23 protein-coding genes are annotated in these 25418 nt (G+C 68.2%); 5 read left to right on the top strand and 18 right to left on the bottom strand.

Translation table 11 applies throughout. The annotated features are described in order from the left end of the window. Nucleotides 1–20 precede the first annotated feature (20 nt). From ACQI46_RS11380 to lspA, 14 genes are all read right to left on the bottom strand, one after another. Entirely contained in the window at nt 21–728 is a 708-nt protein-coding gene (locus tag ACQI46_RS11380) for a GntR family transcriptional regulator (protein WP_427094090.1), read from the bottom strand. Beyond that, on the bottom strand, nt 725–2107 hold the full coding sequence (gene hydA, locus ACQI46_RS11375) for a dihydropyrimidinase (RefSeq protein WP_427094089.1): 1383 nt from the start codon (nt 2105–2107) through the stop codon (nt 725–727). The genes ACQI46_RS11380 and hydA overlap by 4 nt, the downstream gene beginning before the upstream one ends. Continuing rightward, nucleotides 2104–3627 (bottom strand): amidohydrolase family protein, encoded by a 1524-nt coding sequence (locus ACQI46_RS11370; protein ID WP_427094088.1) that lies wholly within the window; start codon nt 3625–3627, stop codon nt 2104–2106. Before ACQI46_RS11370 ends, hydA begins: the two co-directional genes overlap by 4 nt. Continuing rightward, nucleotides 3624–4514: a carbon-nitrogen hydrolase family protein gene (locus ACQI46_RS11365; protein ID WP_427094087.1), complete on the bottom strand. Its 891-nt coding sequence runs from the start codon at nt 4512–4514 to the stop codon at nt 3624–3626. The genes ACQI46_RS11370 and ACQI46_RS11365 overlap by 4 nt, the downstream gene beginning before the upstream one ends. Beyond that, nucleotides 4511–5323 carry an ABC transporter ATP-binding protein gene (locus tag ACQI46_RS11360; RefSeq protein WP_427094086.1) on the bottom strand — a complete coding sequence of 271 codons (813 nt, stop codon included), beginning with the start codon at nt 5321–5323 and terminating at the stop codon, nt 4511–4513. The genes ACQI46_RS11365 and ACQI46_RS11360 overlap by 4 nt, the downstream gene beginning before the upstream one ends. Then, entirely contained in the window at nt 5320–6213 is an 894-nt protein-coding gene (locus ACQI46_RS11355) for an ABC transporter permease (protein WP_427094085.1), read from the bottom strand. The genes ACQI46_RS11360 and ACQI46_RS11355 overlap by 4 nt, the downstream gene beginning before the upstream one ends. Continuing rightward, entirely contained in the window at nt 6210–7274 is a 1065-nt protein-coding gene (locus ACQI46_RS11350; RefSeq protein WP_427094084.1) for an ABC transporter substrate-binding protein, read from the bottom strand. The genes ACQI46_RS11355 and ACQI46_RS11350 overlap by 4 nt, the downstream gene beginning before the upstream one ends. Further along, the gene (locus tag ACQI46_RS11345; protein ID WP_427094083.1) at nt 7271–8176 is read right to left on the bottom strand and encodes an ABC transporter substrate-binding protein; all 906 of its coding nucleotides are present in this window, start codon (nt 8174–8176) and stop codon (nt 7271–7273) included. The genes ACQI46_RS11350 and ACQI46_RS11345 overlap by 4 nt, the downstream gene beginning before the upstream one ends. Next, a complete protein-coding gene (locus ACQI46_RS11340; protein ID WP_427094082.1) occupies nt 8173–8679 on the bottom strand; it encodes a hypothetical protein in 507 nt (168 codons plus the stop codon). Before ACQI46_RS11340 ends, ACQI46_RS11345 begins: the two co-directional genes overlap by 4 nt. Nucleotides 8680–8768: 89 nt before the next feature. Beyond that, nucleotides 8769–9980 carry an MFS transporter gene (locus tag ACQI46_RS11335; RefSeq protein ID WP_427094081.1) on the bottom strand — a complete coding sequence of 404 codons (1212 nt, stop codon included), beginning with the start codon at nt 9978–9980 and terminating at the stop codon, nt 8769–8771. Next, the gene (dnaE, locus tag ACQI46_RS11330) at nt 9965–13498 is read right to left on the bottom strand and encodes a DNA polymerase III subunit alpha (protein ID WP_427094080.1); all 3534 of its coding nucleotides are present in this window, start codon (nt 13496–13498) and stop codon (nt 9965–9967) included. Before dnaE ends, ACQI46_RS11335 begins: the two co-directional genes overlap by 16 nt. A 59-nt stretch (nt 13499–13557) precedes the next feature. Next, nucleotides 13558–14454, bottom strand: a complete 897-nt coding sequence (gene rarD / locus ACQI46_RS11325) for an EamA family transporter RarD (RefSeq protein ID WP_427094079.1) — start codon at nt 14452–14454, stop codon at nt 13558–13560. Further along, nucleotides 14451–15380, bottom strand: coding sequence for an RluA family pseudouridine synthase (locus ACQI46_RS11320; RefSeq protein WP_427094078.1), 930 nt, complete (start codon nt 15378–15380; stop codon nt 14451–14453). Before ACQI46_RS11320 ends, rarD begins: the two co-directional genes overlap by 4 nt. Continuing rightward, nucleotides 15377–15913, bottom strand: a complete 537-nt coding sequence (gene lspA / locus ACQI46_RS11315) for a signal peptidase II (protein ID WP_427094218.1) — start codon at nt 15911–15913, stop codon at nt 15377–15379. The genes ACQI46_RS11320 and lspA overlap by 4 nt, the downstream gene beginning before the upstream one ends. 84 nt (nt 15914–15997) lie before the next feature. Here lspA and ACQI46_RS11310 point away from each other — a divergent pair, with 84 nt between their 5' ends. Further along, nucleotides 15998–16927 (top strand): asparaginase, encoded by a 930-nt coding sequence (locus ACQI46_RS11310; RefSeq protein ID WP_427094077.1) that lies wholly within the window; start codon nt 15998–16000, stop codon nt 16925–16927. Nucleotides 16928–16931: 4 nt separating this feature from the next. Here ACQI46_RS11310 and ACQI46_RS11305 read toward each other — a convergent pair whose 3' ends face one another. Beyond that, on the bottom strand, nt 16932–18296 hold the full coding sequence (locus ACQI46_RS11305; RefSeq protein ID WP_427094076.1) for a DNA polymerase IV: 1365 nt from the start codon (nt 18294–18296) through the stop codon (nt 16932–16934). Nucleotides 18297–18328: 32 nt separating this feature from the next. On the opposite strand from ACQI46_RS11305, the gene ACQI46_RS11300 reads away from it, so the two are divergent. After that, on the top strand, nt 18329–18547 hold the full coding sequence (locus ACQI46_RS11300) for an RNA-binding S4 domain-containing protein (RefSeq protein WP_427094075.1): 219 nt from the start codon (nt 18329–18331) through the stop codon (nt 18545–18547). Nucleotides 18548–18603: 56 nt separating this feature from the next. Next, nucleotides 18604–18915 (top strand): protein UsfY, encoded by a 312-nt coding sequence (usfY, locus tag ACQI46_RS11295; RefSeq protein WP_427094074.1) that lies wholly within the window; start codon nt 18604–18606, stop codon nt 18913–18915. Between the two features lie 8 nt (nt 18916–18923). Here the strand turns inward: usfY and ileS are convergent, their stop codons facing one another. Both ileS and ACQI46_RS11285 read right to left on the bottom strand, forming a co-directional pair. Next, nucleotides 18924–22040 (bottom strand): isoleucine--tRNA ligase, encoded by a 3117-nt coding sequence (ileS, locus tag ACQI46_RS11290; protein ID WP_427094217.1) that lies wholly within the window; start codon nt 22038–22040, stop codon nt 18924–18926. A 264-nt stretch (nt 22041–22304) separates the two neighbouring features. Continuing rightward, entirely contained in the window at nt 22305–22910 is a 606-nt protein-coding gene (locus ACQI46_RS11285; protein WP_427094073.1) for a hypothetical protein, read from the bottom strand. A 134-nt stretch (nt 22911–23044) separates the two neighbouring features. On the opposite strand from ACQI46_RS11285, the gene ACQI46_RS11280 reads away from it, so the two are divergent. Further along, entirely contained in the window at nt 23045–23416 is a 372-nt protein-coding gene (locus tag ACQI46_RS11280) for an XRE family transcriptional regulator (protein WP_427094072.1), read from the top strand. Nucleotides 23417–23473: 57 nt separating this feature from the next. After that, nucleotides 23474–24208 (top strand): hypothetical protein, encoded by a 735-nt coding sequence (locus tag ACQI46_RS11275; protein WP_427094071.1) that lies wholly within the window; start codon nt 23474–23476, stop codon nt 24206–24208. Between the two features lie 13 nt (nt 24209–24221). Here the strand turns inward: ACQI46_RS11275 and ACQI46_RS11270 are convergent, their stop codons facing one another. Continuing rightward, complete coding sequence (locus ACQI46_RS11270; RefSeq protein ID WP_427094216.1) at nt 24222–25415, bottom strand: serine hydrolase domain-containing protein; 1194 nt, start codon at nt 25413–25415, stop codon at nt 24222–24224. Nucleotides 25416–25418 lie beyond the last annotated feature (3 nt).

Here is a 25418-nt window from a genome sequence, read left to right as displayed (position 1 = left end):
GAAACCTTTCGGTGGGTCGTTCAGGACAGAGCGGTGTCGGTGTGGGCGCGCTGCGCGTCGTCGGCGCCGCGGCGCACGTGTGCCCCGGCGGCGGTGACAGCACGGTCGACGTCTCCACTGCACAGCTCGGTGAGCAGCAGTTCGTGCTGTTCGACTGCCGGCAGCGTGCGTCCGGGGTCGCGGTAACTCAGCTCGCCGGCGACGTCGAGGCACTGCAGGAGGTAACCGTCGAGAAGTCCGGCGAACCTGTCGCCGAACGCGATTCGGTAGATCGAGCTGTGGAACGCCAGGTGGACTTCGGCGAACTCCTCGGAGCCGACGCCGTGGGTGTCGATCACCTCGGCCATCCTCACCAACAGCGCGCGGGGTTCACCCCACTGCTCGGGCTTGGCGCGTTCGCACGCCAGCCGGGCGGCCAGCTTCTCCAATTCGGTGCGGACCAGGAACAGATCCTCGATCTCCTCGGCGCCGATGCCCCGCGACCACAGCCCGCCCGCGCTGCCGCGTTCGGCGAAGCCGTCACTTTCCAGCCGACGCAACGCATCACGCACCGGCGTCCGGCTCACACCGAGTTGGGCGGCCAACTCCGTCTCCACCAGGTGGGTACCGTGCGGGATCTGACCGGTGATCAGCGCGTGACGCAACGCCCGGTATACGTGCTCGTAGGTCTTGCGCCGCGTCTGCACCGACAGCGACGCGACGGCCCCGAGCCGCTCCGACCCGCTCACAGTTGACCACTCGCTTCGCGCTGCAGATACCGCCCGGAGCCGTGCTTGCCGACGAACAGACCGTTGACGACCACGGGTCGGCCCGCGGAGACGACGGTGCGCACCGCGCCGCTCAGCGTCCAGCCCTCGTAGAGGCTGTAGTCGACCTTCATGTGATGGGTGTCCGCGCTGATGGTGGTCGAACCGCTCGGATCGAAGATCACCAGGTCGGCGTCGGAGCCGACGGCGATGGTGCCCTTGCGCGGGAACAACCCGAACAGCCGCGCCGGCGTGGTGGAGAAGACGTCGACCATGCGCCGAAGCGAAAGATTGCCTGCGACAACACCTCCGGAGTAGAGCAGCTGCAGACGGTGCTCGATGCCCGGGCCTCCGTTGGGGATCTGGGAGAAGTCGTGCGCCCCGATCGACTTCTGCCCGTTGAGGCAGAACGGGCAGTGGTCGGTCGAGACCACCTGCAGGTCGTCGGTGCGCAGACCGCGCCACAGGTGCTCGTGGTGGTGCGCCGGGCGCAGCGGTGGGGTGAGCACGTACTTGGCGGTGTCGAAACTCTCGTCGTCGTAGACGCTGGAGTCCAGGAACAGGTAGTGCGGGCATGTCTCGGCGAACACCGGACGGCCCCGGTCGCGCGCGTTGGTCACCTCCTGCAGCGCCTCAGCGCACGACAGGTGCACGAAATACACCGGCGCGTCGGCCATCTCCGCCAACGCGATCGCACGATGCGTGGCTTCGGCCTCAGCCAGCTCAGGCCGGGTGCGGCCGTGCCAGGACGGGTTGGTGCGCCCCTGGGCCAGGGCGCGGCGGACCAGGACGTCGATGACCGGTCCGTTCTCGGCGTGGATGCAGCACAGTGCGCCGACCTGGCCGGCCCGCTCGATGACCTGGAACAAGGTGGCGTCGTCGACCATCAGCTCACCGGGATAGGCCATGAACATCTTGATGCTGGTGACGCCCTCGTCGACCAGTTCGTCGATCTCCCCGAGGGATTCGGTGGCCAGATCGGTGACCACGATGTGCTGGGCATAGTCGATGACGGCCTTGCCCTCGGCCGCGGCCAGACCGTCGTCGATCGCGGCGCGCAGATGCTGCCCCTTGCGCTGCTGTGCGAAGTTGACCACCGTCGTGGTACCGCCGATCGCGGCGGCGATGGTGCCCGAGGCGTAATCGTCGGCGGTGGTCGTGCTCGCCATGCTGAACGCCAAGTGGGTGTGCGGATCCACCCCGCCCGGCAACAGGTAGCAGCCGTCGGCGTCGATCACCTGGTCGGCCGGGATGTCCAGCGCGGCACCGATCGTGGTCACCTTGTCCTCGGCGACGTACACGTCGGCGACGTAGTCGTCGGCGGCGGTGACCACCCGCGCGCCCTTGATCAGAAGGCTCACAGCGCCCCCACCCATGCCCGTTCGTCGCCACTGAACCTGTTGATGCCCATGGCCTCCCGGCAGCAACGCTGGTAGATCGCACGGAAGTGCGGCATGAGCGCGTGGTTGCGATGCTCGATCTCGGCGTAGCGCGCCAGGTACTCCCCGCCCAGCTCGCGCACCTCGGCCAGGACCGCGTCCTCGTCGATGTGCAGGCAGCGCCCGTCCCGCACGACCACTTCGCCGTTGACCCACACCTCGGTGATCGAGTCGCCGTTCTCCACGTAGACCAGATGCTGGGCGATGTCGTTGACCGGGGTGAAGTTCAGCGCGTTGAGGTCCAGCAGCACCAGGTCCGCCTTGCGGCCGGGCGCGATGGCGCCGACCTCGTCGGCCAACCGCGCCGAGCGGGCACCGCCGCGGGTGGCCGCCCACAGCACCTCGTCGGCGGTGGGCCACGCATCGAAGTCGGGCTGGGTCACCTTGTGCAGCAGGGCCGCGGACTTGACCACGTCGAACATTCGTGCAGAGTCGTTGCTGGACAACCCGTCCGAGCCCAGCCCGATGTTGACGCCGGCGTCGAGCAGGGCACGCCACGGCGCGATGCCCGATCCGAGCTTGAGGTTCGAGATCGGGTTGTGCGCCACCGATGCGCCGACGGCGCCGAGGCGTTCGATGTCGCCGTCGGTCAGCCAGATCCCGTGCGCCAGCGTGGCCCGGTCGGTCAGGACACCGAGCGAGTCCAGGTATTCGACCAGGGTCGAGCCGTAGAACTCGCGGCCCGTCACGGCCTGCATCTTGGTTTCCAGGACGTGCACGTGGAAGGTCGTGTCGTGTTCGCGGGACAGCTCGTCGGCCGCGATGAACAGCTCGTCGGTGCACCGCTGGGGGCCGCTGGGGGCGATCACGTAGCGCAACCGGCCCGCGCGGCCGTCGAAACGCGTCAACGCCTCCTTGCTGAACTGCAGATAGTCCTCGGTGGTCCGCGGCGCGACCGCGCGCGCCTCGGCGAGCAACTGGGCCGGCACCATCTCGTCGACGAACGGGATCGTGTCGATGTAGAGCCGGTTGACGATGTTGCCCGAGCAGTTGGCCCGGATCCCGATGTGCTCGTATCCGTCGAAGACGGCTTCCAGGGCGGTCAGACTCTGAGTGGGCGACTCGATGACGTCGTCGAGCAGACACGTCGCACCGTTGCGTAGTGACTCCATACCCACCAGCAGAGTGCGCAGGTAGATGAGCCGCTCCGACATCGGTTCCAGGCCGAGGATCGGATAGGACAGCAGCATCCAGAGTTCCAGCGGAAGGTTGTCGTAGCGGCCCTTGAACAGCGCCTCCCACGAGTGCACATGCGCGTTGACCAGGCCGGGCATCACCAGCCGGTGGGTGCAGTCGATGACGTCGGCCCCGTCGGGCACCGCCAGATCCGGTGCCACCGCGGTGATCCGGTCGCCGACGACGAGCACGTCGGACCGGAAGGGCTTGCTGCGGTTGATGTCGTCCATCGCGACGACGAGGGCGTTGCGGAACAGGGTGGTCATGAGATCTCCTCTGCGCTGGGGAAAAGGTCGGTGCGGCGGTGATCGAAGTAGCGCAGCACGCGGCGGGTTTCGGCGAGCCCGCCGAGGTCGAGCTCGGCGATCACCAGGCCGGGGCCGTCGGCGCCGGGCCGGTGCGCGATCAGCTCGCCGTCGGGGCCGACGATGCAGGAGTCACCGAAATTCTCGACGGCGTGGCCGCCCACCCATTCGACGCCGATCTTGTTGGCTGCCACGGCGAACAGTCCGTTCTCGCGGGCGTGGGTGCGCAGTTCGGCCAGGAAGAAGTCGGGGCTGTCACCGCCGCTGCCGGCGACCGGCACCGCGACGAGATCGGCGCGCAGCGCGCGCAGTTCTCGCCAGCACTCTGGGAATCGCCGGTCGTAGCAGATCGGGATCCCGAGCCGCGCACCGGCCACGGTGTGCACGCCGAGCCACTGTCCCGGGGTGAAGTGTGCCGGCTCGTCGAAGCCGGGCGCCGGGTGGTCGCCGACTGGCAGGTGCAGTTTGCGCGCGACCGTGTGGGTCTGTCCTGCGCGGTCGACACACGGCACCACGGCGCCGTGCTCGTCGAGGACCACCGCCGAGTTGTGGAACGTCTGTGTGCTGTCATCCCGTTCGAAGAGCGGGAACACCACCGCCACACCGAGTTCCGCCGACAGAGCGGAGATGCGGTCGGACTGCGCGCCGGGCACCGGCTGCGCCCAGTCACGATAGGCGCCGGACTGCTCACCGCAGAAGTACGGGGTCGTGGCCAACTCCGGGAAGACGACGAGGCCGGCACCGGCGGCGGCTGCGTCGCACAGCGCCGCCTCGACGACCGCCAGGTTCTTGTCCGGGTCGTCTGCACACGCCGGGAGTTGTGCGGCCGCAACGACGAGGGTGCTCACTTGCGGGCGCCCTCCTGCTGAGCGAAGGCGCGGTCGACTTCGTCGGCCAGCAAGTCGACGAGCTGGTCGTGCAGCGTGTGGTACCCGGGCGACCGCGGGTCGCGCGGGCGCTCCATGTCGACCTCGACCATCGCCTTGATACGGCCTGGCCGCGCCGTGAACACCACGATGCGGTCCGCCAGTGCGACGGCCTCGTCGATGCTGTGCGTGACGAAAAGCACCGAGGCGCCGCTCTCCTCGCGCAACGAGACGATGTAGTCCTGCAACTTGGCCCGGGTCTGCACATCCAAAGCCGCGAACGGTTCGTCCATCAGCAGCACCCGCGGCTGCATCGCCAGCGCGCGGGCGATCGCCGCGCGCTGGCGCATCCCGCCGGACAGGCCGTCGGGGTGGGCGTCGGCGAAATCACCCAGCCCCATGGTCTGCAAGAGGTCCCTTGCGGTCTCGCGCCTTTCGGCTTTCGGTACGCCACGCAGCTTCAGCCCGAAGCTGACGTTGTCGACCACCGACATCCACGGATACAGCGAGGACTGCTGGAAGATCATGCAGCGGTCGGGTCCGGGTGCGACGACCGGCGCACCGTCGGCGGTGATCTCACCCGAAGTGATCGGCTCCAGCCCGGCGATCATCGACAGCAGCGTGCTCTTCCCGCAGCCGCTGGGTCCGAGGATGACGACGAACTCTCCCGGGGCCACATCGAGGTTGACCGAGTCGACGGCCACCACCTCAGATCCGTTGTCGCCGAACACTTTGCTGACGGAGCGGCACTGCACCGCACCGGTGGCTTGCTTGGCTGCGGCGGGTGTCATCGGAGGGCTCCCTTCCCGGCCGGCTGCCACCACAGCAACCGGTTCTGCATCTGGCGGAACGCGATGTCGAGCAGGTAGCCGGCGATTCCGATGACGGTCATCGAGAAGAACACCAGACTCGAGTTGAACGTGTTGCGGGCCAGCATGACCACCTGGCCGAGCCCGCTGCCGACGCCGACGGCCTCGGCCAGCAGCACGACCATCCACGCGGCGAACAGGTTCAGCCGCAGGCTCTGCAGCAGGCCCGGAAGGATCGCGGGCAGGATGACCTGGAACAGGATCTGCCGTCGGGAGGCGCCCATCGTGCGGGCCACGTTGATGTAGGTCGCGGGTACGTCGTTGATCAGGCCGATGGTGGCCAGCGTCATGACGAAGTACACGCCGATGAACACCATGAACACGGCCGCGCCGTTGCCGATGCCCAACAGGAAGATCGACACCGGCAGCCACGCGATCGGGGAGATCGGCGCGAGCAGGGTGATCGTCGGCAGTACCAGGCCCCGCACCGTCAGAAACTGGGTGATCAGCACGCCCGTGATGAGGCTGGCGAGGAAGCCGAGCGCCAGGCCGGCAAGCACCCGCGCCACGGTGGCGAGCACCGTGGTGGCCACCGCCACCACCGGGGTGGCCTGTTCGGCGCCGATCGTCGCGGTGTCGAAGAACTGGGCCTGACTGCTGAAGTCCTGCAGGAAGATGTGCGGTGGCGGCAGGAGCAGCTCCGGCGCCCAACCCATCAGCCACGCCAGTTCCCAGAGGCCGGCGAACAGGGCCACCGACGCCACCCACCAGCCGGCGGCGGTGGCGACGCGGCGGTATCTGCTGCGCGGGCGGTGCGGTGCGGCGGGCGCGGTGCGCTGGGCCGGCAGGTCGATGTGCGTGATCGCGGTCATGCGGTCTTCACCTTCAGCGAGTTGTACAGGCTCTGGTTCTCGTTGATGACTTCCTCGAGCAGCGACCAGTCGGCGATCTTCTCGTCGGGCAGCTTCTTCAGGTAGCCGAGGTCCTTCATGCCGACGGCGCGTTCGAGCATGAACTGCGTCTTGTTGCGCTGGTCGACGACGTTGGGTTGCTTGTTCGACGCGTCCAGCGCGTCCTCGAGGCTGGTCTTGAAGTAGCTACCCACGGCCACCTCGACCGCCGCCCTGCGGTCGGCCTCGGTCTGCTGCTGCGCCTCCATCAGGCCCTTGATCACCGCCTTGACCGCCTTCGGGTTCTCCTCCAGCAGCGGGTTGCGCACGGCCAGAACGCAGTCGGTGTAGCCGGGGCCGTAGACGTCCTTGCCGTCGGAGAGCAGCACCGAACCGGCCCGGGCGTTGAGCGCCTGGGTGACGTAGGGCTCGATGTGACACATGCTGTCGATGGAACCGCTGATGAACGCCTGCGCGAGTTCGGGCGAGGTGCCGAAGTAGCGGACCTGGATGTCGCCGAACGACAGACCGGCCTTCTTCAGGTAGTCGTACGGCAGCATCTCGAGCGTGTCGGCCTGGAACGTGCCGAGCGTCTTGCCTTTCATGTCCGCGGCCGAGTTGATGCCCGGTTGCGCCACGATCGAGCAGCCCTCCACGCCACCGCCGGCGACGATCGTCACGGGCGCGCCGGCGTCGTAGAGGGTCAGGAACTGGGTGTAGGGCACCAGCGACATGTCGACCTGCCCGGCGCCGAACAAGGTGACGATGTCGGCGTTGGTGGGTGTGACGACGAATTCGATTGCGGTGCCGTCGGGTTCGCTGAGCTTACGCTCTTTGGTCAGGAAGATGCCGAGGTTGCACAGGCCGGTGCCGTGGGTCGCCTTCAGCGTGGTGACGCCGGCGGCGTTGGGCGCGGTGCCCGTGGTGCCGGCGCCGGAGCAGCCGCTGAGCAGCCAGGCCGGTACGGCGACCGCCGTGCCCGCGATCGCGGCGTTGCGAAAGAACATGCGGCGGTTGTGGGGTGTGTGAAACGTGTCCTTCATCGGGCGTTCTCCTTGGCGGCGGGTACGGCGAGCTCGACGTTGAGCAGGTCGAGATTGACGGCGTGAAGCGGCATTTCGGCGTTCTCGGGCACCAGTGCCAGGGACCGCAGGGTGTCCCATCTGCCGTAGACGACCTCGGTGAGGTCACGGATGTCGACCATCGAGGGCTGACGTCCGACGGCATCGACGAGTTCGTCGAGGGTGTATCCGGGAAAGTACTTCTGCGCGTGGCGCAGTGCGGCCGGGAGGTCCGCGACGATCAGGTCATAGGCGCGCAGCATCGCGCGGATGGCCGCGCGCACCTGGTCGGGACGTTCTCGCAGGAATCGGCTGGAGGCCACGAGGGCGGTGTCAGGGAACGGGTATCCCCACACGTCCGTGCCGTCGCTGAGGACGTGTCCGCCTGCGGCGCGCACTCGACCCGCGTACGGCTCGGCCAGCGTCAGTGCGGCCAGTTCACCGGCCTCGAAGGCCTCGATCGCGTCGTTGAGCACGTCGAAATAGCGGATGTCGACGTCGCTCATGGCCAGCCCGGCCGCGGCCAGGACGTCGTGGAGCAGCACTTCCATCGGGTCGGTGCGGAAGGTCCCGACGGGTTTGCCGGCCAGCGGCGCGGCATCGGACATCGGGTCCCGGGTGAGCACGAAGACTCCCATCAGACCGCTGCCGGCGACCAGCACCGGCGGGTCGGGCCGACACGAATCGATGAGCGGCTGGGTGAAGCCGGCGGTGCCGAGGTCGGCCACCCCGGTTGCGAGAAGCTCTGCGGTGGAACTGATGTCATTGAAGTAGGGTGCCTCGACGCGCAGGCCCTCATCGGCGAAGAGGCCTTCGCCGACGGCAACGAACAGCGGCAGATTCGACAGGGAGCAGCCGTGGGTCAGGACGAGGGTCTCGCTCATGCCGCACACCCCGCGCGATGGCCGGGGCCGGCGGGCAGCGCCACCGTGTCGGCGCCGGTGGCCACCACGTGCCAGCCGGGCAGCCCTCGGTCCGGTAGGCCGAGGACGACGGCGACAGTGCGCACCACGAGCCGGCCGTCGCGGTCTGCGGCCAGCATCGCCGCGGCGTCGTCGTAGCTGATCGCGATCACCGGACCACCGAGGTCGGCGACCGCGGCTACGCGGATGTTCAACCCGGGCACGGCAATCCAGCCACCTGCGACCGCAGGCACATGCGTGGAGGCCACTGCACTTCCCGGCGCCAAAGCCGCCAGGGCGTCGCGCGTCGCGGACGGCAGGGTGCGGTCGGTGCCGTGCACCGCCACCAGTTCGATCTGCGCGGTGCAACACGAGCGGTCGTCCCCGACCGCGATGTGCAGGCGACGGCTCAGCACCCCGTCGAGGTGGTCGAACGCTTCATCGGGGGCCACGCCGGGCCGTTCGACAACGGCCAGGCCGGCCATTGTGTCCTGTATACAACGCATGCCGAGCATTACATGCAGCGGCCGTTTCGGGAGTGTTACCCGAGACGTCCCGCGGTGTTAACGGTTTCTCACCGCCGAGCCGCGGCACGGCGCACCACGGGAAGCAACCCCAGCGCGGCGACCTGCACGGCGGTCACCACCACGATCAGCGCCGTAATCGATTGGGAATAAAGAAATCCCGTGAGTACCCCGCCCACGGCGGCGGCTGTCCCGATGACCGCGGCATACATCCCGTACGCCGTCGCCCGCCGGCCCGGCTCGACGAGGTCCGCCACGACCGCGCGCAGCGTCGACTCCTGGATGCCGACTGCCGCACCCCACACCAGAGCACCGGCGACGACCATCGCGAGGTGGTCACCGAAGGCCAGCAGCGGAACCAGCACCGCCAGTACCGGCAACCAGACCAGCACCCGGGCCCCCACCCGGTCGTAGCGCCAGCCGGTGATCAGCGCGGCCACCGCATCGGCGGCCATCGCCGCCGCGTAGATCACCGGCACCGCAGCCACCGGCACCACCCCGGCGGTGACCTGATGAAACGACAGCACACCGAACGTCGCGAACCCGGCCATCGTCACCGCGGAGAATCCCGAATAGACCCAGAACGCCCGCGGCAGTGACCGCACGAATGTGCGTGCGGACCCACCCGGGCGCACCTGGACCGCGACTTCGTAGAGATCGGGCCGCGGCACCCGGGAACGCAGCCACCACAGCAGCGCCAGCACGCCGATGCCGGGGATCGCCAGCATCGCGAACGTCGGTCGATAGTCGCCCCCGAACGCCACCAGCATCGCCGCGACCGCCAACGGCCCGGCGAACGCACCGATCTGGTCCATCGCCTCGTGCACGGCGAACCCCCGCCCCCGGCCGGTGACCGCGGTGGCGTGTGAGAGCAAGGTGTCCTTGGCGGGGCTGCGCACAGCCTTGCCGATGCGTTCGACGATCACCAGCGCCGCGGCGACCCACAACACTCCCGTCACGCCGAGGAACGGGACGGACAGGACGGTCAGGGCATACCCGCCGATGGCCCACGCCCAGAACCTCCTGGTGCGGTCGGTCAGCGGACCCGACACGACACGCAACACCAGGGCCGCGGCCTCCCCCGCACCCGTCACGATGCCCACCACGACCGCGGTGGCGCCGAGAGATGCGAGCAAGGGGCCGGTGATCGAGCGGGCGCCTTCGTAGACGACGTCGGCCAGCATGCTGACGAGACCGAACGTCGTGACGAACCGCCAGGCACTCAGACGCACCGGCGCGGCGGCGTTCACCCGCCGAGGCAACCCGGGCCGAGCAGCTCCTTGAGATCACCCATCAGCGCCGAGGACGGCGTCACCCGCAGCGACTGGTCGAGCTCCAGCGTGGTGATCCGCTCGCCGCTGATCAGCCGCAGATGAACCTGCGCCGGGCCGGGATGGCGGGCCAACACCTGCTTGAGCGCACTGACCTTGTCCACGGTGCACTGCCGGGTGGGCAGACTCACCGCCACCGGGCGGTTGGCGGGCGCAGTCGAGAAGTCCGGCACCACAAGCTCATTGGCGATCAACGAAATGCGGTCGTCGCGGATGGCGACCTTCGCACCGACCAGGACGACGACGTCGTCGGCGATCTCGGCGCCGAACATCGAGTAGGTCTGCGGGAAGAACAACACCTCGATACCGCCGGTCAGATCCTCCAATTGTGCCGAGGCCCAGGGCAGTCCGTTCTTGTTGACCCGGCGGTTCACCGAGGCCAGGATGCCGCCGACGCGGACCTGCGTGTCGTTGGGCACGTCGCCGTCGAGGATGGCCGGGATCTGCGTGTCGACCTGAGCGGCCAGCATGTGGGCGATGCCGTTGAGGGGATGACCGGACACGTAGAGCCCGAGCATCTCGCGCTCCAACGCCAGCTTGTGCTTGTCCTCCCACTCCTCGTCGGGCACCTTGATGGTGAACACGGACTCGCCGGCGCCGTCGTCGCCCCCGCCGAACAGATCGAACTGCCCCATGGCCTCGGCCTTCTTGGTCCCCAGCACCGAGTCCACGGCGTCGGTGTGCACCAGGAACAGCCCCTTGCGCGGGTGCCCGAGCGAGTCGAAGGCGCCGGCTTTGATCAGCGACTCGGTGACCTTCTTGTTGCAGGCGGCGATGTCGATCTTGTTCAGATAGTCGGAGAAGTCGGTGTACTTGCCCTTCTCGCTGCGCGTGGCCACCAACGAGGAGACGACGTTGGCACCGACGTTGCGGATGGCGCCCAGGCCGAACCGGATGTCGTCACCGACCGAGGTGAAGTTCTGCACCGATTCGTTGACATCCGGCGGGAGCACCGTGATGCCCAGTCGCCGGCAGTCGGCCAGGTACACCGCGGCCTTGTCCTTGTCGTCGCCGACCGAGGTGAGCAGACCGGCCATGTATTCGGCCGGATAGTTGGCCTTCAGGTACGCCGTCCAGTAGGACACCAGGCCGTAGCCGGCCGCGTGTGACTTGTTGAACGCGTAGCCGGCGAACGGAAGAATGGTGTCCCACAGGGCTTTCACCGCGCCCTCGGAGAACCCGTTGGCGGTCATCCCCTCGCGGAAGCCCTGATACTCGGCCTCGAGCACCTCGAGCTTCTTCTTGCCCATCGCCTTGCGCAGCGCATCGGCCTTGCCCATCGTGTAGGACGCGACCTTCTGGGCGATGAACATGATCTGCTCTTGGTAGACGATCAGGCCGTAGGTCTCGGCGAGGATGTCTTGGAGCGGCTCTTCGAGCTCCGGGTGGATCGGCTTGATCGGCTGGCGGCCGTTCTTGCGGTCGGCGTAGTCGTTGTGGGCATTCATGCCCATCGGACCCGGCCGGTAGAGCGCCAGCACCGCGACGATGTCGTTGAACTCGGTGGGCTGCATGCGGCGCAGCAGGTCGCGCATCGGTCCGCCGTCGAGCTGGAACACACCGAGGGTGTCGCCGCGGCCCAGCAGTTCGTAGGCCTTGGGGTCGTCGAGAGCCAGTGCCTCCAGGTCGACGTCGATGCCCCGGTTGGTCTTGATGTTCTCGATGCAGTCGCCGATGATCGTCAGGTTTCGGAGACCGAGGAAGTCCATCTTCAGCAGGCCGATGGCCTCACACGACGGATAGTCCCAGCCGGTGATGATCGCGCCGTCCTGCGGGCGCCGCCACAGCGGGATCGCGTCGATCAGCGGCTCGGAACTCATGATCACCGCGCACGCGTGCACGCCGGCGTTGCGGACCAGTCCCTCGAGGCCGCGCGCGGTCTCGTAGATGGTGCGCACGTCGGGATCGGTGTCGATCAGGGTGCGGACCTCGGCGGCCTCTTTGTACCGCTCGTGGGTGGGGTCGGTGATGCCCGACACCGGGATGTCCTTGGCCATGATCGGCGGCGGCAACGCCTTGGTGATCCGATCGGCGATCGCGAAGCCCGGCTGCCCGTAGTGTACGCGGGCCGAGTCCTTCAGCGCCGCTTTGGTTTTGATGGTGCCGAACGTGATGACCTGGGCGACCCGGTCGCTGCCCCACTTGTTGGCCGCATAGCGCAGCATCTCGCCGCGCCGCCGGTCGTCGAAGTCGATGTCGATGTCGGGCGCCGACGGGCGCTCCGGGTTGAGGAACCGCTCGAACAGCAGGCCGTGCGGGATCGGGTCGATGTTGGTGATGCCGAGTGCATAGGCCACCAGCGAACCGGCGGCCGACCCGCGACCCGGCCCGACCCGGATGTCGACGGACTTCGCGTAGTTGATCAGGTCGGCGACGATCAGGAAGTACGACGGGAAGCCTTTGTCGCAGATGACCTTGATCTCGTAGTCGGCGCGCTCGATGTAGTCCTGCCCGACGCCGGCCGGGAAGCGGCGCTTGAGGCCTTCCATCACCTCGTGGTGCAGCCACGACGCCTGATCGTGTCCGTCGGGCACCGGGAAGATCGGCATCCGGTCGCGCGGCGTCCACACGTCGGCGTAGGACTGCACCCGTTCGGCGATCAGCAGGGTCGAGTCGCAAGCACCGGGCACCTGACCGTCCCACAGCGCCCGCATCTCGGCGGCCGACTTGAGGTAGTAACCGTCGCCGTCGAACTTGAACCGGGTGGGATCGGACAGCGTCTTGCCGGTCTGGATGCACAGCAGTGCTTCGTGGTTCTGCGCCGCGTCGCGGGTGACGTAGTGGCAGTCGTTGGTGGCCAGCGGCGGGATGCCCAGCTTGCGTCCGATGTCGAGCAGACCCTCACGCACGCGGCGTTCGATGTCGAGCCCGTGGTCCATCAGCTCGAGGAAGAAATTGTCCGGGCCGAAGATCTCGCGCCACCTGCCGGCCGCTTCCAGCGCCTCCTGCTCGTGGCCGAGCCGCAGCCGGGTCTGCACCTCCCCGGAGGGGCAGCCGGTGGTGGCGATGATGCCCTCGGCGTGCTCGGCGATGATCTCGGCGTCCATGCGCGCCCACTTGCCCAGCTGCCCCTCGAACGACGCGAGGGAGGACAGCTTGAACAGGTTCCGCAGCCCGGTCGCATTCTCGGCGACCATCGTCATGTGGGTGTAGGACCCGCTGCCGGACACATCGTCGCTCTTCTGGCTGGGATCGCCCCACAGCACGCGCTTGGTCTCGAAGCGTGACGCCGGCGCGATGTAGGCCTCGATCCCGATGATCGGCTTGATACCGGCGTCGGTCGCGGCGTTGTAGAACTCGCTGGCGCCGAACATGTTTCCGTGGTCGGTCATCCCGATCGCGGGCATCTCCAGGCGCTGCGCCTCGGCCAGCATCGGCTTGACCTTCGCGGCACCGTCGAGCATCGAGTACTCGGTGTGGTTGTGGAGATGTACGAATGACCCGCTCATAGGGTGGCCAGTCTATGGCCGTCCACCGACACCGCTCGGCGTGTCGTGGATGCGTGTCTTCAGACCACCGATTGTGCGGCCCGCACGGTGCGCCGATCAGCACGGCCACGACGTACCGCGTCCACCGTGAACAGCAGCAGAGCCACCCAGATCAAAGCGAAGCCGAACCACCGCGCGGGCGGCATCGGCTCCTGGCCGACGAGCACGCCCCACGTCAGTTGCATCGCGGGCGTCATGTAGAACAACAGCCCCAGCGTGACGAGCGGCAGTCGCTGCGCGGCGGCCGCGAAGAAAAGCAGCGGAAGGGCCGTGAGCACTCCCGCCATGATCATCAGCACCACGTGGCCGCTTCCGTGCGCCGTGAAGGTGCCGTGCCCGGTGAGCCCGATGACGATCACGTAGGCCAGCGCGAACGGCGTGGCCAGGCCGGCTTCCACGCCGACGCTGACCCGCGGGTCGGTGGGCACCAGCTTCTTCACCGCACCGTAGAGCCCGAAGGACGCCGCGAGGCCGAGTCCGATCCACGGGGGCTCACCGACGTTGACCGTGAGCACCACGACCGCGACGACCGCGATCACCAGCGCAGCGAGCTGCCAGCGGTTCAGCGTCTCCCGGAAGATGAGCAGGCCCAGCGCGATCGAGACCAGCGGGTTGATGAAGTAGCCGAGCGCCGCGTCGACCACATGGCCGTTGTTGACGGCGTAGACGTAGATCAGCCAGTTGATCGAGATGAGCGCCGCGGCCGCGGTCAGGAGCAACCATTCCCGGCGGGTGATCCGGCGCAGGTCGCCCATCCGGCGGACGACGGCGACCACGACGACCATCAGCAGGAAGCTCCAGATGATCCGGTGGGCCAGCACCTCCACCGCGCCCGCCGGTTTGAGCAGGGGGAAGAACGCGGGGAACATTCCCCACATCCCGTACGCACCCACTCCGAAGAGCAGTCCGGACCTCACAGTTCGTGGTTGCGCAGCGCGTCGAGCGCGCGCTGTAGGTCCGCGGGGTATTCGCTGACGATCTCGATGTGTCGACCGTCGGCGGGGTGCGCGAACGCCAACGACCGCGCATGCAGCCATTGCCGTTCCAGCCCGAGCTTCTTGGCCAGCGTCGGATCGGCGCCGTAGGTGAGGTCGCCGCAGCACGGATGGTGCAGCGCGGCGAAGTGCACCCGGATCTGGTGGGTTCGGCCCGTCTCCAGTTCGATGTCGAGCAGGCTCGCCGCGCGGTGCGCCTCCAGGGTGTCGTAGTGGGTGATGCTGTGCCGACCGCCTTCGACGACCGCGAACTTCCAGTCATGGCCGCGGTGGCGGCCGATCGGCGCGTCGATGGTGCCGCTCGACGGGTCGGGATGGCCCTGCACCAGAGCGTGATAGCGCTTCTGCACCGTGCGTTGCTTGAACGCGCGCTTGAGCAACGTGTAGGCGCGTTCGGACAGCGCCACCACCATCACCCCCGACGTGCCGACGTCGAGGCGGTGCACGATGCCCTGACGCTCGTGGATTCCCGAGGTGCTGATCCGGAACCCGGCCGCGGCCAACCCGCCCAGCACGGTGGGTCCGTGCCAGCCCACCGTCGCGTGGGCGGCCACGCCCGGCGGCTTGTCGACGGCGACGATGTCGTCGTCGGAGTAGAGGATCTCCATCCCCTCGATGTCGACGGGGGTGTTCTCCACCGGTGCCGGCGCTTCGGGCAACCGGACCTCCAGCCAGGCCCCGGCCGTCAGCTTGTCGGACTTCGCGGCGACCGTGCCGTCGAGTTCGACACCGCCGTCCTCGGCCAGCGCGGCCGCCGCCGTCCGGGACAAGCCCAGCAACCGCGCCAGTCCGGCGTCCACCCGCATACCGGCCAACCCTTCGGGCACCGGCATCGACCGCGTCGTCATGCGGTCTCGGCCTCAGCGGAATCCTCGCCGCCGTCCGGCTGGCGCCTCCCCGGGGAATCGAAGTCGTAGCCGAACAACGACAACACCACCAGCAGGATGGCCCCGCCGACCACCGCCGGGTCGGCCACGTTGAACACCGGCCACCATCCGATCGACAAGAAGTCGACCACGTGGCCCTGCAGCGGGCCCGGAGAGCGGAAGAAGCGGTCGATCAGGTTGCCCATCGCGCCGCCGAGGATCATCCCCAGCCCGATCGCCCACCACGGCGACACCAGGCGACGACCCATCCAGATGATGCCGATCACCACCGCGGTCGCGATCAACGTCAGCACCCACGTGTAGCCGGTGGCCAACGAGAATGCGGCACCGGAATTGCGCACCAACGTCCACGTCACGGTGTCGCCGATGATCGACACCGGTTCCCCGGGCGTCAGCAGTTCGACAGCGAGCACCTTGGTGACGACGTCCACCACGAGCACCACGGCGGCCACCCCGAGCAGAAGACGCACCCGGCGTCGTGGCGCAGGCTGCATGCGCTGGTCCTCAGCGGCCGGGCCGGCGGAATCGTCAGTCACCGGTCCATCATCCCAAAGCCCCGATGAGCGACAATTCCACCCATGGCCCGACTCGTCGTGATCACCACCGGCGGCACGATCGCGACCAGCGCCGACACCCAGGGCGTGAAACGCCCCACCCGCTCGGGCAGCGATCTCACCGCGGGTCTGGACGTCGAGGTGCACGACGTCATGAGCGTCGACAGCTCCGCGCTCGTACCCACCGACTGGGACCGCATCGCCGCTGCGGTGCGCGACGCCGCGGATCGGGCCGACGGCGTCGTCGTCACCCACGGGACCGACACGATGGAGGAGACCGCGCTGTGGCTGGCACTGACCTATGACGGTGCGACGCCGGTCGTGATGACCGGCGCGCAGCGCAGCGCTGATGCCCCCGACCCGGATGGCCCGCGCAACCTGCGCGACGCCGTGGCCGTCGCCGGCGACCCGGCCGCGCACGGACTGGGCGTCGCGGTCTGCTTCGCCGGCACGGTGTTCGCGCCGCTGGGGCTGGCCAAGACCACGACCACCGACCTACAGAGTTTCACCGGACCGGTGACGGGTTCGGTTGTCGCCGGCGCGTACTCGCCGGCCGGTTCCCGGGTTCACGCGCCGTACCTGGGACCGCTGCGGGCCGCCGACGCGCCGCGCGTCGACATCGTCGCGGCGTACCCGGGCGCCGACGCGACGGCGCTGGACGCGTGCGTGCGGGCCGGCGCGCGCGGCCTCGTGCTGGAGGCGATGGGTTCGGGCAACGCCGGTGCCGCGGTGATCGACGCGGTGCGTCGGCACTGCCGCGACGGCGTGGTGGTCGCAGTCTCGACCCGAGTGGCCGGCGGACTGGTCAGTCCCGGCTACGGCCCGGGCCGCGCACTGGTCGACGTGGGCGCGGTGATCGTCCCGCAGCTGCGGCCGCCCCAGGCCAGGGTGCTGCTGATGGCCGCACTGGCCGGCGGCGAGACGCCGGACACCGTCTTCGCACGCTGGGGCTGAAGGTCTACGGCGTGCTCGGGTGACGCGCCACCTGTTCGACGTAGTCGGCCCAGTCCAGACTGTCGACCGGGTTGGCCCGTGACACCGCCGGATCGTCGAGGGCCAGGGTGCGCGCCGGCCCCGCGCCGGTGCTGCGGGTCTCGAAGCGCACGGTCATCACCCCGTGACCGGCGCCCTGGATCCAGCCGTGCCCGTAGTCGGTGTGGACGACGTCGTCGCCGAGCCGCCACGCCGGCGCCGCTTCGGCGAGGTCGCTCACCGTCGCCGGGACGTCCTGGTCGGAAGTCTCTTCGGTCACCGATTCCAACTCCGGGAACAACGGCTCCTGCTGCACATCGCTGAGACCCGAAAACCCCACGCCGAGAAGGCGGATGGGGCCGATGTCGACGGGATCGAGCAACAGCCGCCGAGCCGTCCCGATCAAGGTGGCGGGATCGGTGGTGGCGTACGGCAGGGTCGCCGACCGGGTCAACGTGCTCATGTCGGACCGCTTGAGCTTCACCGTGACGGTGCGCGCACCGCGCCCGTCCTTGAGTAGCCGGCGGTGCGCGTGGTCGCCGATCGGGCCGATCGCATCGCGCAACTGGTCGAGAGTGCGCATGTCCTCGGCGAACGTGGACTCCGCGCTGATCTGTTTGGCCGGCGCGTTCTCCGCGACCGGGCGCTCGTCGATGCCGCGGGCCAACCGGTGCAGCGCCGGCCCGACGGTGGCCCCGAGGATGCTGGCGGCTTCGGACTCACTCAACGCTGCGAACGCCCCGATCGTCTCGATGCCCAGCCGGTGCAGTTTGTCCTCGGCCACGGGGCCGATCCCCCACAGCTTCCGCACCGGCAGCGCTGCCAGCAGACGCTGTTCGTCGTGGCGTGGCACGACCCGCACGCCGTCGGGTTTGGCCAGCCCGGATGCGATCTTGGCGAGCTGCTTGCCCGACCCTGCACCGACCGACGCCACCAGCCCCGTCACGGTGTACACCTGAGCGCGCAAGTCCTGGCAGAACTGCTCGACGTCGGACTCGTCGGCACCGGACAATTCGGCCGGCTCGCCGAATGCTTCGTCGAACGACAGCTGTTCGAGGACCGGCACCCGTCGGCGCACCGTGTCGAACACCCGACGGCTGGCGAGTCCGTACACGACACCGCGCGGCGGCAACACCACCGCGCCGGCACCGACCAGTCGTCGCGCCTGATGCATGGGCATCGCCGAACGCGCACCGAACACCCGGGCCTCGTAGCTGGCGCCGGCGACCACTCCCCTGCCACCGACGCCGCCGACCAGAACGGGACGCCCTCGCAGCGTCGGGCGGGTCAGCTGCTCGACGGACGCGAAGAACGCGTCCATGTCCAGGTGCAGGACCCACCGAGCGCCCATCGTGTCGATGCTAGGGCGCTACGGTGACGGTCATGGACGACGTGCCGATCCGCGACGACACGATTCGACTCGGCCAGTTCCTGAAGTTGGCGAGTCTCATCGACACCGGCGCGGACGCCAAGTCGGTGATCGCCGACGGCCGGGTCTCGGTCAACGGTGAGACCGAGACTCGTCGCGGACGGCAACTGCACGCCGGCGACGTCGTCGAGTTCGACGGTCGCAGCGCCCGCGTCACCGACTCGACACTGTGATCCAGGTCACCACAGGCGTACGGTCGAGGTATCTCTGCAGCAGGAGGGAGATACCCATGAAGGGCGCTCATCGAGACCCGGTGGACCACGTGCGGACAACCTTTCAACACGCCGGCGAATCTTTCATCGACACCCTGTGGTGGCCCGGACTGATCCTCATCGCCGTCGGGACCGTCCTGATCGCCGGCACCGTCGCCGCGACAGCGTACGGAAACCGAGACCTGTCCCTGGTGCTCGGCCTGATCGCCGGTGCGCTGGTGACAGCAGGGGCGTTGCTGATCGCCCTCGAGCACCAGCGCGTCAAGCGCGTGGAGCGGCAGTGGCAGGCCGAACACCCCGACACCGGACGGCAACTGCGCGCCGGATAGGACTGCTCCTAGCCGCCTGCGCGCTCGACCCGACGCAGGCGGAACGGATGATCGGCGCCGACGCGACCGGTCAGCCAGCCGTCACCGTCCTGCCCGGGCTCGGCGTCGGCGGTGCTGTCGATGCGGAACCGCGTGGCGAGCAGTTCGTGCGCGATCAGATCGGCCAGCTCCGAACGCCAGCCGTCGGGCAGCTCCGGCACGGTCAGCTCGAGCTCGATGCGATCACCGATGTCGAGCCCGAACCGCCGCCGCGCCTCCTGGAACTCCCTGATCATGTCGCGTGCCCAACCCTCGGCCTCCAGCTCCGGGGTGACCGTGCCGTCGAGCACCACGAGACCGGCACCCTCGGGCAGCGCGGCGGTGTACTCCGGGTCGGCGGCGACCAGGCGCGAGCTGTACTCCTCGGGCCGCAGCACCGCCGGTCCCGCGGTCAGCGTCCCGTCGTCGTTGACCGACGCCTGCCCGGCCTTGACGGCCTTGATGGCGGCCTGGACGTCCTTGCCCAGCCGCGGGCCCGCCACGCGCGCGTTGACCGTCAACTCGAATCGGCCGTGGGCGGCGATGTCGTCGGTGAGCTCGACGGACTTGACGTTGAGCTCGTCGGCGATCAGGTCGCGGTAAGGCATCAGCCGCGAAGGATCTTCCACCGCCACAGTCAATTTCGGCAACGGCAGCCGCACCCGCAGCTTCTTGGCCTTGCGCAGTGAAGAGGCCACCGAGGCGACATCGCGCACCAGGTCCATGTCGGCAACCAGCTGTGCATCCGCGGGCACCTCGCCGGCCTCGGGCCAGTCGGTCAGGTGCACCGACCGCTCGCCGGTGACGCCGCGCCAGATCACCTCGGTGATCAACGGCAGCAGCGGCGCCGCCAGCCGGCCCGTCACCTCCAGCACCGTGTGCAGCGTGTCGATGGCGTCGGCGTCCTCGTCCCAGAACCGCGAACGTGACCGTCGCACATACCAGTTCGTCAACGCTTCGGTGAACTGGCGCAGCTGGTCGCAGGCCTGCGAGATGTCGCAGACATCCAGCGACGCGGTCAGGTCGTCGCGCAGCACCGCGAGCTTGGCCAGGATGTAGCGGTCCAGCACGTGCGGCGAATCGGTACGCCACGTGCCCTTCTTGGGCGCGTACAACGCCAGGAAGGAGTAGGCGTTCCACAGCGGCAGCAGCACCTGCCGGACACCTTCGCGGATGCCCTGCTCGGTGACGATCAGGTTGCCGCCGCGCAGGATCGGCGAGGCCATCAGGAACCAGCGCATCGCGTCGGAGCCGTCACGGTCGAACACCTCGGTGACGTCCGGATAGTTGCGCAGCGACTTGCTCATCTTCTGGCCGTCGTTGCCCAACACGATGCCGTGCGACACGCAGGTGCGGAACGCGGGCCGGTCGAACAGCGCGGTGGCCAGGATGTGCAGGGTGTAGAACCAGCCGCGGGTCTGCCCGATGTACTCGACGATGAAATCGCCCGGGAAATGCGAGTCGAACCAGTCCTGGTTCTCGAACGGGTAGTGCACCTGGCCGTAAGGCATCGACCCGGAGTCGAACCACACGTCGAGCACGTCTTCGATGCGGCGCATCGTGGAGCGGCCCGTCGGATCGTCGGGGTTGGGGCGGGTCAGCTCGTCGATGAACGGGCGGTGCAGGTTGTCCGGCCGCACCCCGAAGTCACGTTCGAGTTCGTCGAGGCTGCCGTAGACGTCGATCCGCGGGTAGGCCGGGTCGTCGGACTTCCACACCGGAATGGGCGTGCCCCAGTACCGGTTTCGCGAGATCGACCAGTCCCGGGCGCCGGCCAGCCACTTGCCGAACTGGCCGTCCTTGACGTGCTCGGGGTACCAGGTGATCTGCTGGTTGAGCTCCACCATGCGGTCCCGGAACTGAGTGACCTTGATGAACCACGACGACACCGCGCGGTAGATCAACGGATTGCGGCAGCGCCAGCAGTGCGGATAGGAGTGCTCGTAGGTGTCGTGCCGCAGCAGCACGGCGCCGTTTCGGGCCGCAGCACCGGTGCCGTTCTTCAGATCGCGGATGATCTGCGGGTTGGCGTCGAAGACGTGCTGGCCGGCGTAGTCGGGCACGGTCGCGTCGAAGCGCCCCTTGGCGTCCACCGGGGTGACGGCGTCGATGCCGCCCGCCTGCGCGGTGGCCATGTCGTCCTCGCCGTAGGCCGGTGACATGTGCACCAGCCCGGTTCCGTCCTCGGTGCTGACGAAGTCGGCCGGCAGCACGCGAAAAGCGTTGGGCGAGTCCATGAAGTACGGGAACGGCGGCGCATAACGCACGTCGAGCAGATCGCGCCCCGTGTAGGTGGCGACGACCGTGGGCGACTCGCCCAGCTCCCGTGCGTAGGCGCCGAGCCGGGCCTCGGCGAGCACGAACCGTCGCCCGTCGGCCTCTACCATGACGTAGGTGACGTCGGGGTGGACCGCGACGGCCTGATTGGACGGCAGGGTCCACGGGGTCGTGGTCCAGATCAGCAGGTGGGCGCCGAGCAGGTCGGGAACGGGCCCTCCATCGATCCGGAAGCCGACCGTGAGCGCAGGATCCTGCCGGTTCTGGTAGACATCGTCATCCATGCGCAGCTCATGGCTGGACAGCGGGGTCTCGTCGTTCCAGCAGTACGGCAGCACCCGGTTGCCCTCATAGGCCAGGCCCTTGTCCCACAGCTGTTTGAACACCCAGATGACCGACTCCATGAAGCCGATGTCGAGGGTCTTGTAGTCGTTGTCGAAATCGACCCACCGCGCCTGGCGGGTGACGTAGTCCTGCCACTCGTCGGTGTATTTGAGGACCGACGCCCGGCACGCGTCGTTGAACTTCTCGATGCCCATCTCGTCGATCTGGGCCTTGTCGGTGATGCCGAGTTGGCGCTGCACCTCGAGTTCGGCGGGCAGCCCGTGGGTGTCCCAGCCGAACCGCCGTTCCACCTTGTAGCCGCGCATCGTGCGATAGCGCGGAACGATGTCCTTGACGTACCCGGTCAGCAGGTGGCCGTAGTGGGGCAGCCCGTTGGCGAACGGCGGCCCATCGTAGAACACGAATTCTGCTGCGCCGTCCCGGTTCTCGATGGTGGCGCGGAAAGTGTCATCCTCGTTCCAGTAGGCGAGGACTTCGCGTTCCATCTGGGGGAAGCTCGGCGATCCGCTTGCCGGCTTGGGGTAGGCGCTCACGTCGGTACGTCTCTTTCGTGCCTCGAGTTCCGGGCACGGGGACGACGCCGACGCGTTTGCGTGAGCACCGCGGTACCACCCCGCTTGCGCACCGGTGTGCGCCGCTCATTGTGGGCTGTGACGGGCCGACCCGTTCGGTTCTACTGGGCGAAGACGCTGTTCTTCCGAAGACTCCCCGGTGATGGCCGGATCGATGTCGTTGGCCGGGATTCTATCTCACAGCGGCGCGGCAGCGTCCGAGGTGATCTCGACGAGCGCGAGCGGGAACTGCTCGGCCATCTCCTCGACCGAATAGTCGTCGAGACGGGCGGCGTCGTACCACCAGTCGATGGCAAGCCCGTCGTCGACGCGCTGGACGCGCAGCTCCAGGGCGCAGCCACTGGAAGGTCGATCGTTTTCCCGGTCGGTGACGTCGAGCAGCACCGCGGACCGCGGTTCGGGATAGCCGGATGCCGAGGCGAGCGCGCTGTGAGCGCCCTGCAGCAATTCGGTGGGCCCCATCGGCAGCGAAGCCGCGCAGGGCAGCGTCACCGCGTGGGTCAACCAGCGGCGCCCGCCGGTGACGTCGACGGCGACGGCGCCGTCGCCGCGGGTGCGCCCGAAGGTGCGGGCGAGCGCGGCGAGCAGAATTTCTTCGGTCGGCACCCCGAGCCATTCGGCTGCGGCATCAAGTTCGGCCAATAATTCGCTCGATGGCGAAGTGCGGAACTTCTGCAACTGCTGCGGCGACGACCCGACCGGGCGGTCAAACACCTCCAGCGTTACCGGCATGGCGAAGACGGGCCCTTGTTTGACCTCGTCAGCGATGTAGGGAGCAACCATGCAGCTACCGTACAGCGGATGTCCCAATTTTGGGAGAGTGGTCCCAAAACTGTGACGGCCATGTCAATTAAGATTGTTTCACTGGTTTGCCGGGACCAATTCCCCTTGACGGGGACACGGTTTATGGTGTTCATGTGCCCAGGACTGATGAGAACGGCCGACAGCTCAAAGCCCTGCTCGACTACCTCCTCGACGGGGAGATCGACGCCAAGGACATCTTCGACGCGCTCGGCATCTCCAGCAGCACCTATTACCGGCGCATCAAAGAGGCCGACTACCCCAACGCCGAAGAGCTGCGGCGAGTCGCCGACCGTTTCGAACTGAACTATCCCGACCTGCAGATTCAGTTCGGGCTGATGAGCCGTCAAGAGGTGTGGAGCTACGTCGAGGCCGCCGGTTCGGCTCAACTGGTGGCCACCCTGCCGCAGACCGCCGAACGCACCGCCACCAGACGTCGCCCGAAGCTCTCGGAGTTGACACCACGCCTGGACGCACCGCCGCTGTAGGACTCGCAAACGTCTAGAATTCGCTGACGACGCACCGCCCGAAAGCGAAACCCCCCGATGGCTCTGGCAACACTGATCGCGATCACTCTCTCGTGCATCGCATGGAGTCTCTGGATTCGCCGCGTGACCTGGTCCTGCCGCTGGGAAGTCGCCGCCACGCTGAACATCGCCCTGCAGGGCGCGGCAGTGCTGCTGATGTCGCCGCTGGCCTCCGAGACGCTCGGCCACTGGCTGCACTCGATGACCGGCAAGTGGAACCTCGAGGACTACATCGGCCACGACTGCTACATCGTGGCCGCGTCCGCGGTGGTGTACAACGCACTGGGCCGGCTGGAGCAGGACCACGCGCTGCATCAGCGCTTCAAGCAGTTCGTCGAACTGCCCGCGACACTGTGCATCCCGCTTCTGCTGGCGGCCTTCTGGTTGGGCAACGGCGCAGCGATCTACCGGCCCGACTTCTTCGACGTGCCGACCGACTTCTGGCTGAACGTCTACTGGCTGCTGCTCTGCAGCATGCTGATCTACCTGCTGCTCTACGGTGGCCGGGCACTGCTGATCCTGCGCCACGATCCGCGGTCGCGGCCGATCGCCAACGTGTACCTGTTCGCCTCCGCTATGGGTATCGGCGCGTGCCTGGTGCGGGTCACCACCGCCTTCATCCCGCAACTCCAGACCATGGCGGGCACGATCCTGGTGTGGGTGTTCGCGTGCGCCTGCGGCGCCGGCTTCGCCTTGACCTCGGCGCACTCATGGCGGCTGAAGACGCGCTGGTTCACCAGCGCGAAGTCCTAGACCGGTCCCGGGCTCACACCGCGGTGGCGGTGATGTCGGCGTACGGCGCCCCGAACTCCGGCACCGCGCGATAACCGTTGCGGCGGGCCGCGGCAGCGCCACGCCGGATCAGTGACGCCGTCGCGACGAACCCGGCCTGATCGCTGACAACCAGCGGGGTCAGCAGTCGGTTGTGCACGAACCCGAACGCCAGCCCGGTCCGCGGATCCGCCCATCCGAGGGAGCCGCCGAGTCCGACGTGCCCGAAGCCGGGCATCAGGCCGGGGATGGGCAGGCCGTGGTAGCCGAGATGGAAGGACAGCGGCATCACCATGCTGTGGTCCGGACGCAGACTGCGCCGACCGACCAGTGCCGCGGCTGTCTCCTTGGACAGGTACTGCGTGCCGTCGATCCGCCCGCCGTTGGCGATCGCGCCGTACATCCGCGCCAAGGCACGCGCGGTGGCGATGCCGTTGGCGGCCGGGATCTCCCCGTCCAGCAGAGGTGTGTCGCCCTGGACGAAGGACTTCACTCCGGGAAAGTACATGGCGCCGAAACCGGCGGAGAAGGGCAACGCCGCGATGCGCGGTGCGACGAGGTTGAAGACCGGGTTCTGCAGCCGGGTCTGGGGTCCGATGATCCTCGCGGCATGGGTGGGCGCCTCGGCCGGCGGGCGTCCCAGGTGCAGACCGTCGGTGTTCAACGGAGCCGCCACCTCGGAGCGGATGAGGTCCCGCATCCCCAGCCCGGTGATCGAGCGCGCCAGACCCGAGAGCAACCACCCGAAGGTGAAGGCGTGGTAGGCCGGCCTGCCCAGCAGCCAGCCGGCCGGTGCCGCGGCCAGCCGCTCCTCCATCACCAGGTGATCCATCAGATGTGTCTTGTCGGCGCCGTTGAGTTGAGACAGTCCGGCCCGATGCCGCAGTGCGTCGCGGACGGTGATCGTGGACTTGCCGTTGGCGCCGAACTCGCGCCAGTACTCCGCGACCGGCGCGTCGTAGTCGATCAGCCCGCGGTCGGCCAGGCGGTGGATGACGGTCGCGGCGACCCCTTTGGTCGCGGAGAAGACCATGGGCGCGGTGTCGGCGACCCAGCGCCTCTTTCCGCGGCGGTCGGCCCACCCCGCCCAGACGTCGACGACGCACTCGCCATCCAGATAGACCGACAGAGCGCCGCCGCCGAGCCGCTTGTACGGGAACATCTGGGCGAAGGCCCGCACGGCGAGCATGAA

The organism is Mycobacterium sp. SMC-4, assembly GCF_050205565.1.
Lineage (GTDB): Bacteria > Actinomycetota > Actinomycetes > Mycobacteriales > Mycobacteriaceae > Mycobacterium.
This window is presented reverse-complemented; position numbering and strand designations above follow the sequence as displayed.

Coding starts and splice junctions, on each gene's coding strand:
- ACQI46_RS11370 (WP_427094088.1), bottom strand. CDS start 3,627: ATGACCACCCTGTTCCGCAACGCCCTCGTCGTCGCGATGGACGACATC.
- ACQI46_RS11360 (WP_427094086.1), bottom strand. CDS start 5,323: ATGACACCCGCCGCAGCCAAGCAAGCCACCGGTGCGGTGCAGTGCCGC.
- ACQI46_RS11355 (WP_427094085.1), bottom strand. CDS start 6,213: ATGACCGCGATCACGCACATCGACCTGCCGGCCCAGCGCACCGCGCCC.
- ACQI46_RS11350 (WP_427094084.1), bottom strand. CDS start 7,274: ATGAAGGACACGTTTCACACACCCCACAACCGCCGCATGTTCTTTCGC.
- ACQI46_RS11345 (WP_427094083.1), bottom strand. CDS start 8,176: ATGAGCGAGACCCTCGTCCTGACCCACGGCTGCTCCCTGTCGAATCTG.
- ACQI46_RS11340 (WP_427094082.1), bottom strand. CDS start 8,679: ATGGCCGGCCTGGCCGTTGTCGAACGGCCCGGCGTGGCCCCCGATGAA.
- dnaE (WP_427094080.1), bottom strand. CDS start 13,498: ATGAGCGGGTCATTCGTACATCTCCACAACCACACCGAGTACTCGATG.
- ACQI46_RS11320 (WP_427094078.1), bottom strand. CDS start 15,380: ATGACGACGCGGTCGATGCCGGTGCCCGAAGGGTTGGCCGGTATGCGG.
- lspA (WP_427094218.1), bottom strand. CDS start 15,913: ATGCAGCCTGCGCCACGACGCCGGGTGCGTCTTCTGCTCGGGGTGGCC.
- ACQI46_RS11310 (WP_427094077.1), top strand. CDS start 15,998: ATGGCCCGACTCGTCGTGATCACCACCGGCGGCACGATCGCGACCAGC.
- ACQI46_RS11305 (WP_427094076.1), bottom strand. CDS start 18,296: ATGGGCGCTCGGTGGGTCCTGCACCTGGACATGGACGCGTTCTTCGCG.
- ACQI46_RS11300 (WP_427094075.1), top strand. CDS start 18,329: ATGGACGACGTGCCGATCCGCGACGACACGATTCGACTCGGCCAGTTC.
- usfY (WP_427094074.1), top strand. CDS start 18,604: ATGAAGGGCGCTCATCGAGACCCGGTGGACCACGTGCGGACAACCTTT.
- ileS (WP_427094217.1), bottom strand. CDS start 22,040: ATGGAACGCGAAGTCCTCGCCTACTGGAACGAGGATGACACTTTCCGC.
- ACQI46_RS11285 (WP_427094073.1), bottom strand. CDS start 22,910: ATGGTTGCTCCCTACATCGCTGACGAGGTCAAACAAGGGCCCGTCTTC.
- ACQI46_RS11275 (WP_427094071.1), top strand. CDS start 23,474: ATGGCTCTGGCAACACTGATCGCGATCACTCTCTCGTGCATCGCATGG.
- ACQI46_RS11270 (WP_427094216.1), bottom strand. CDS start 25,415: ATGCTCGCCGTGCGGGCCTTCGCCCAGATGTTCCCGTACAAGCGGCTC.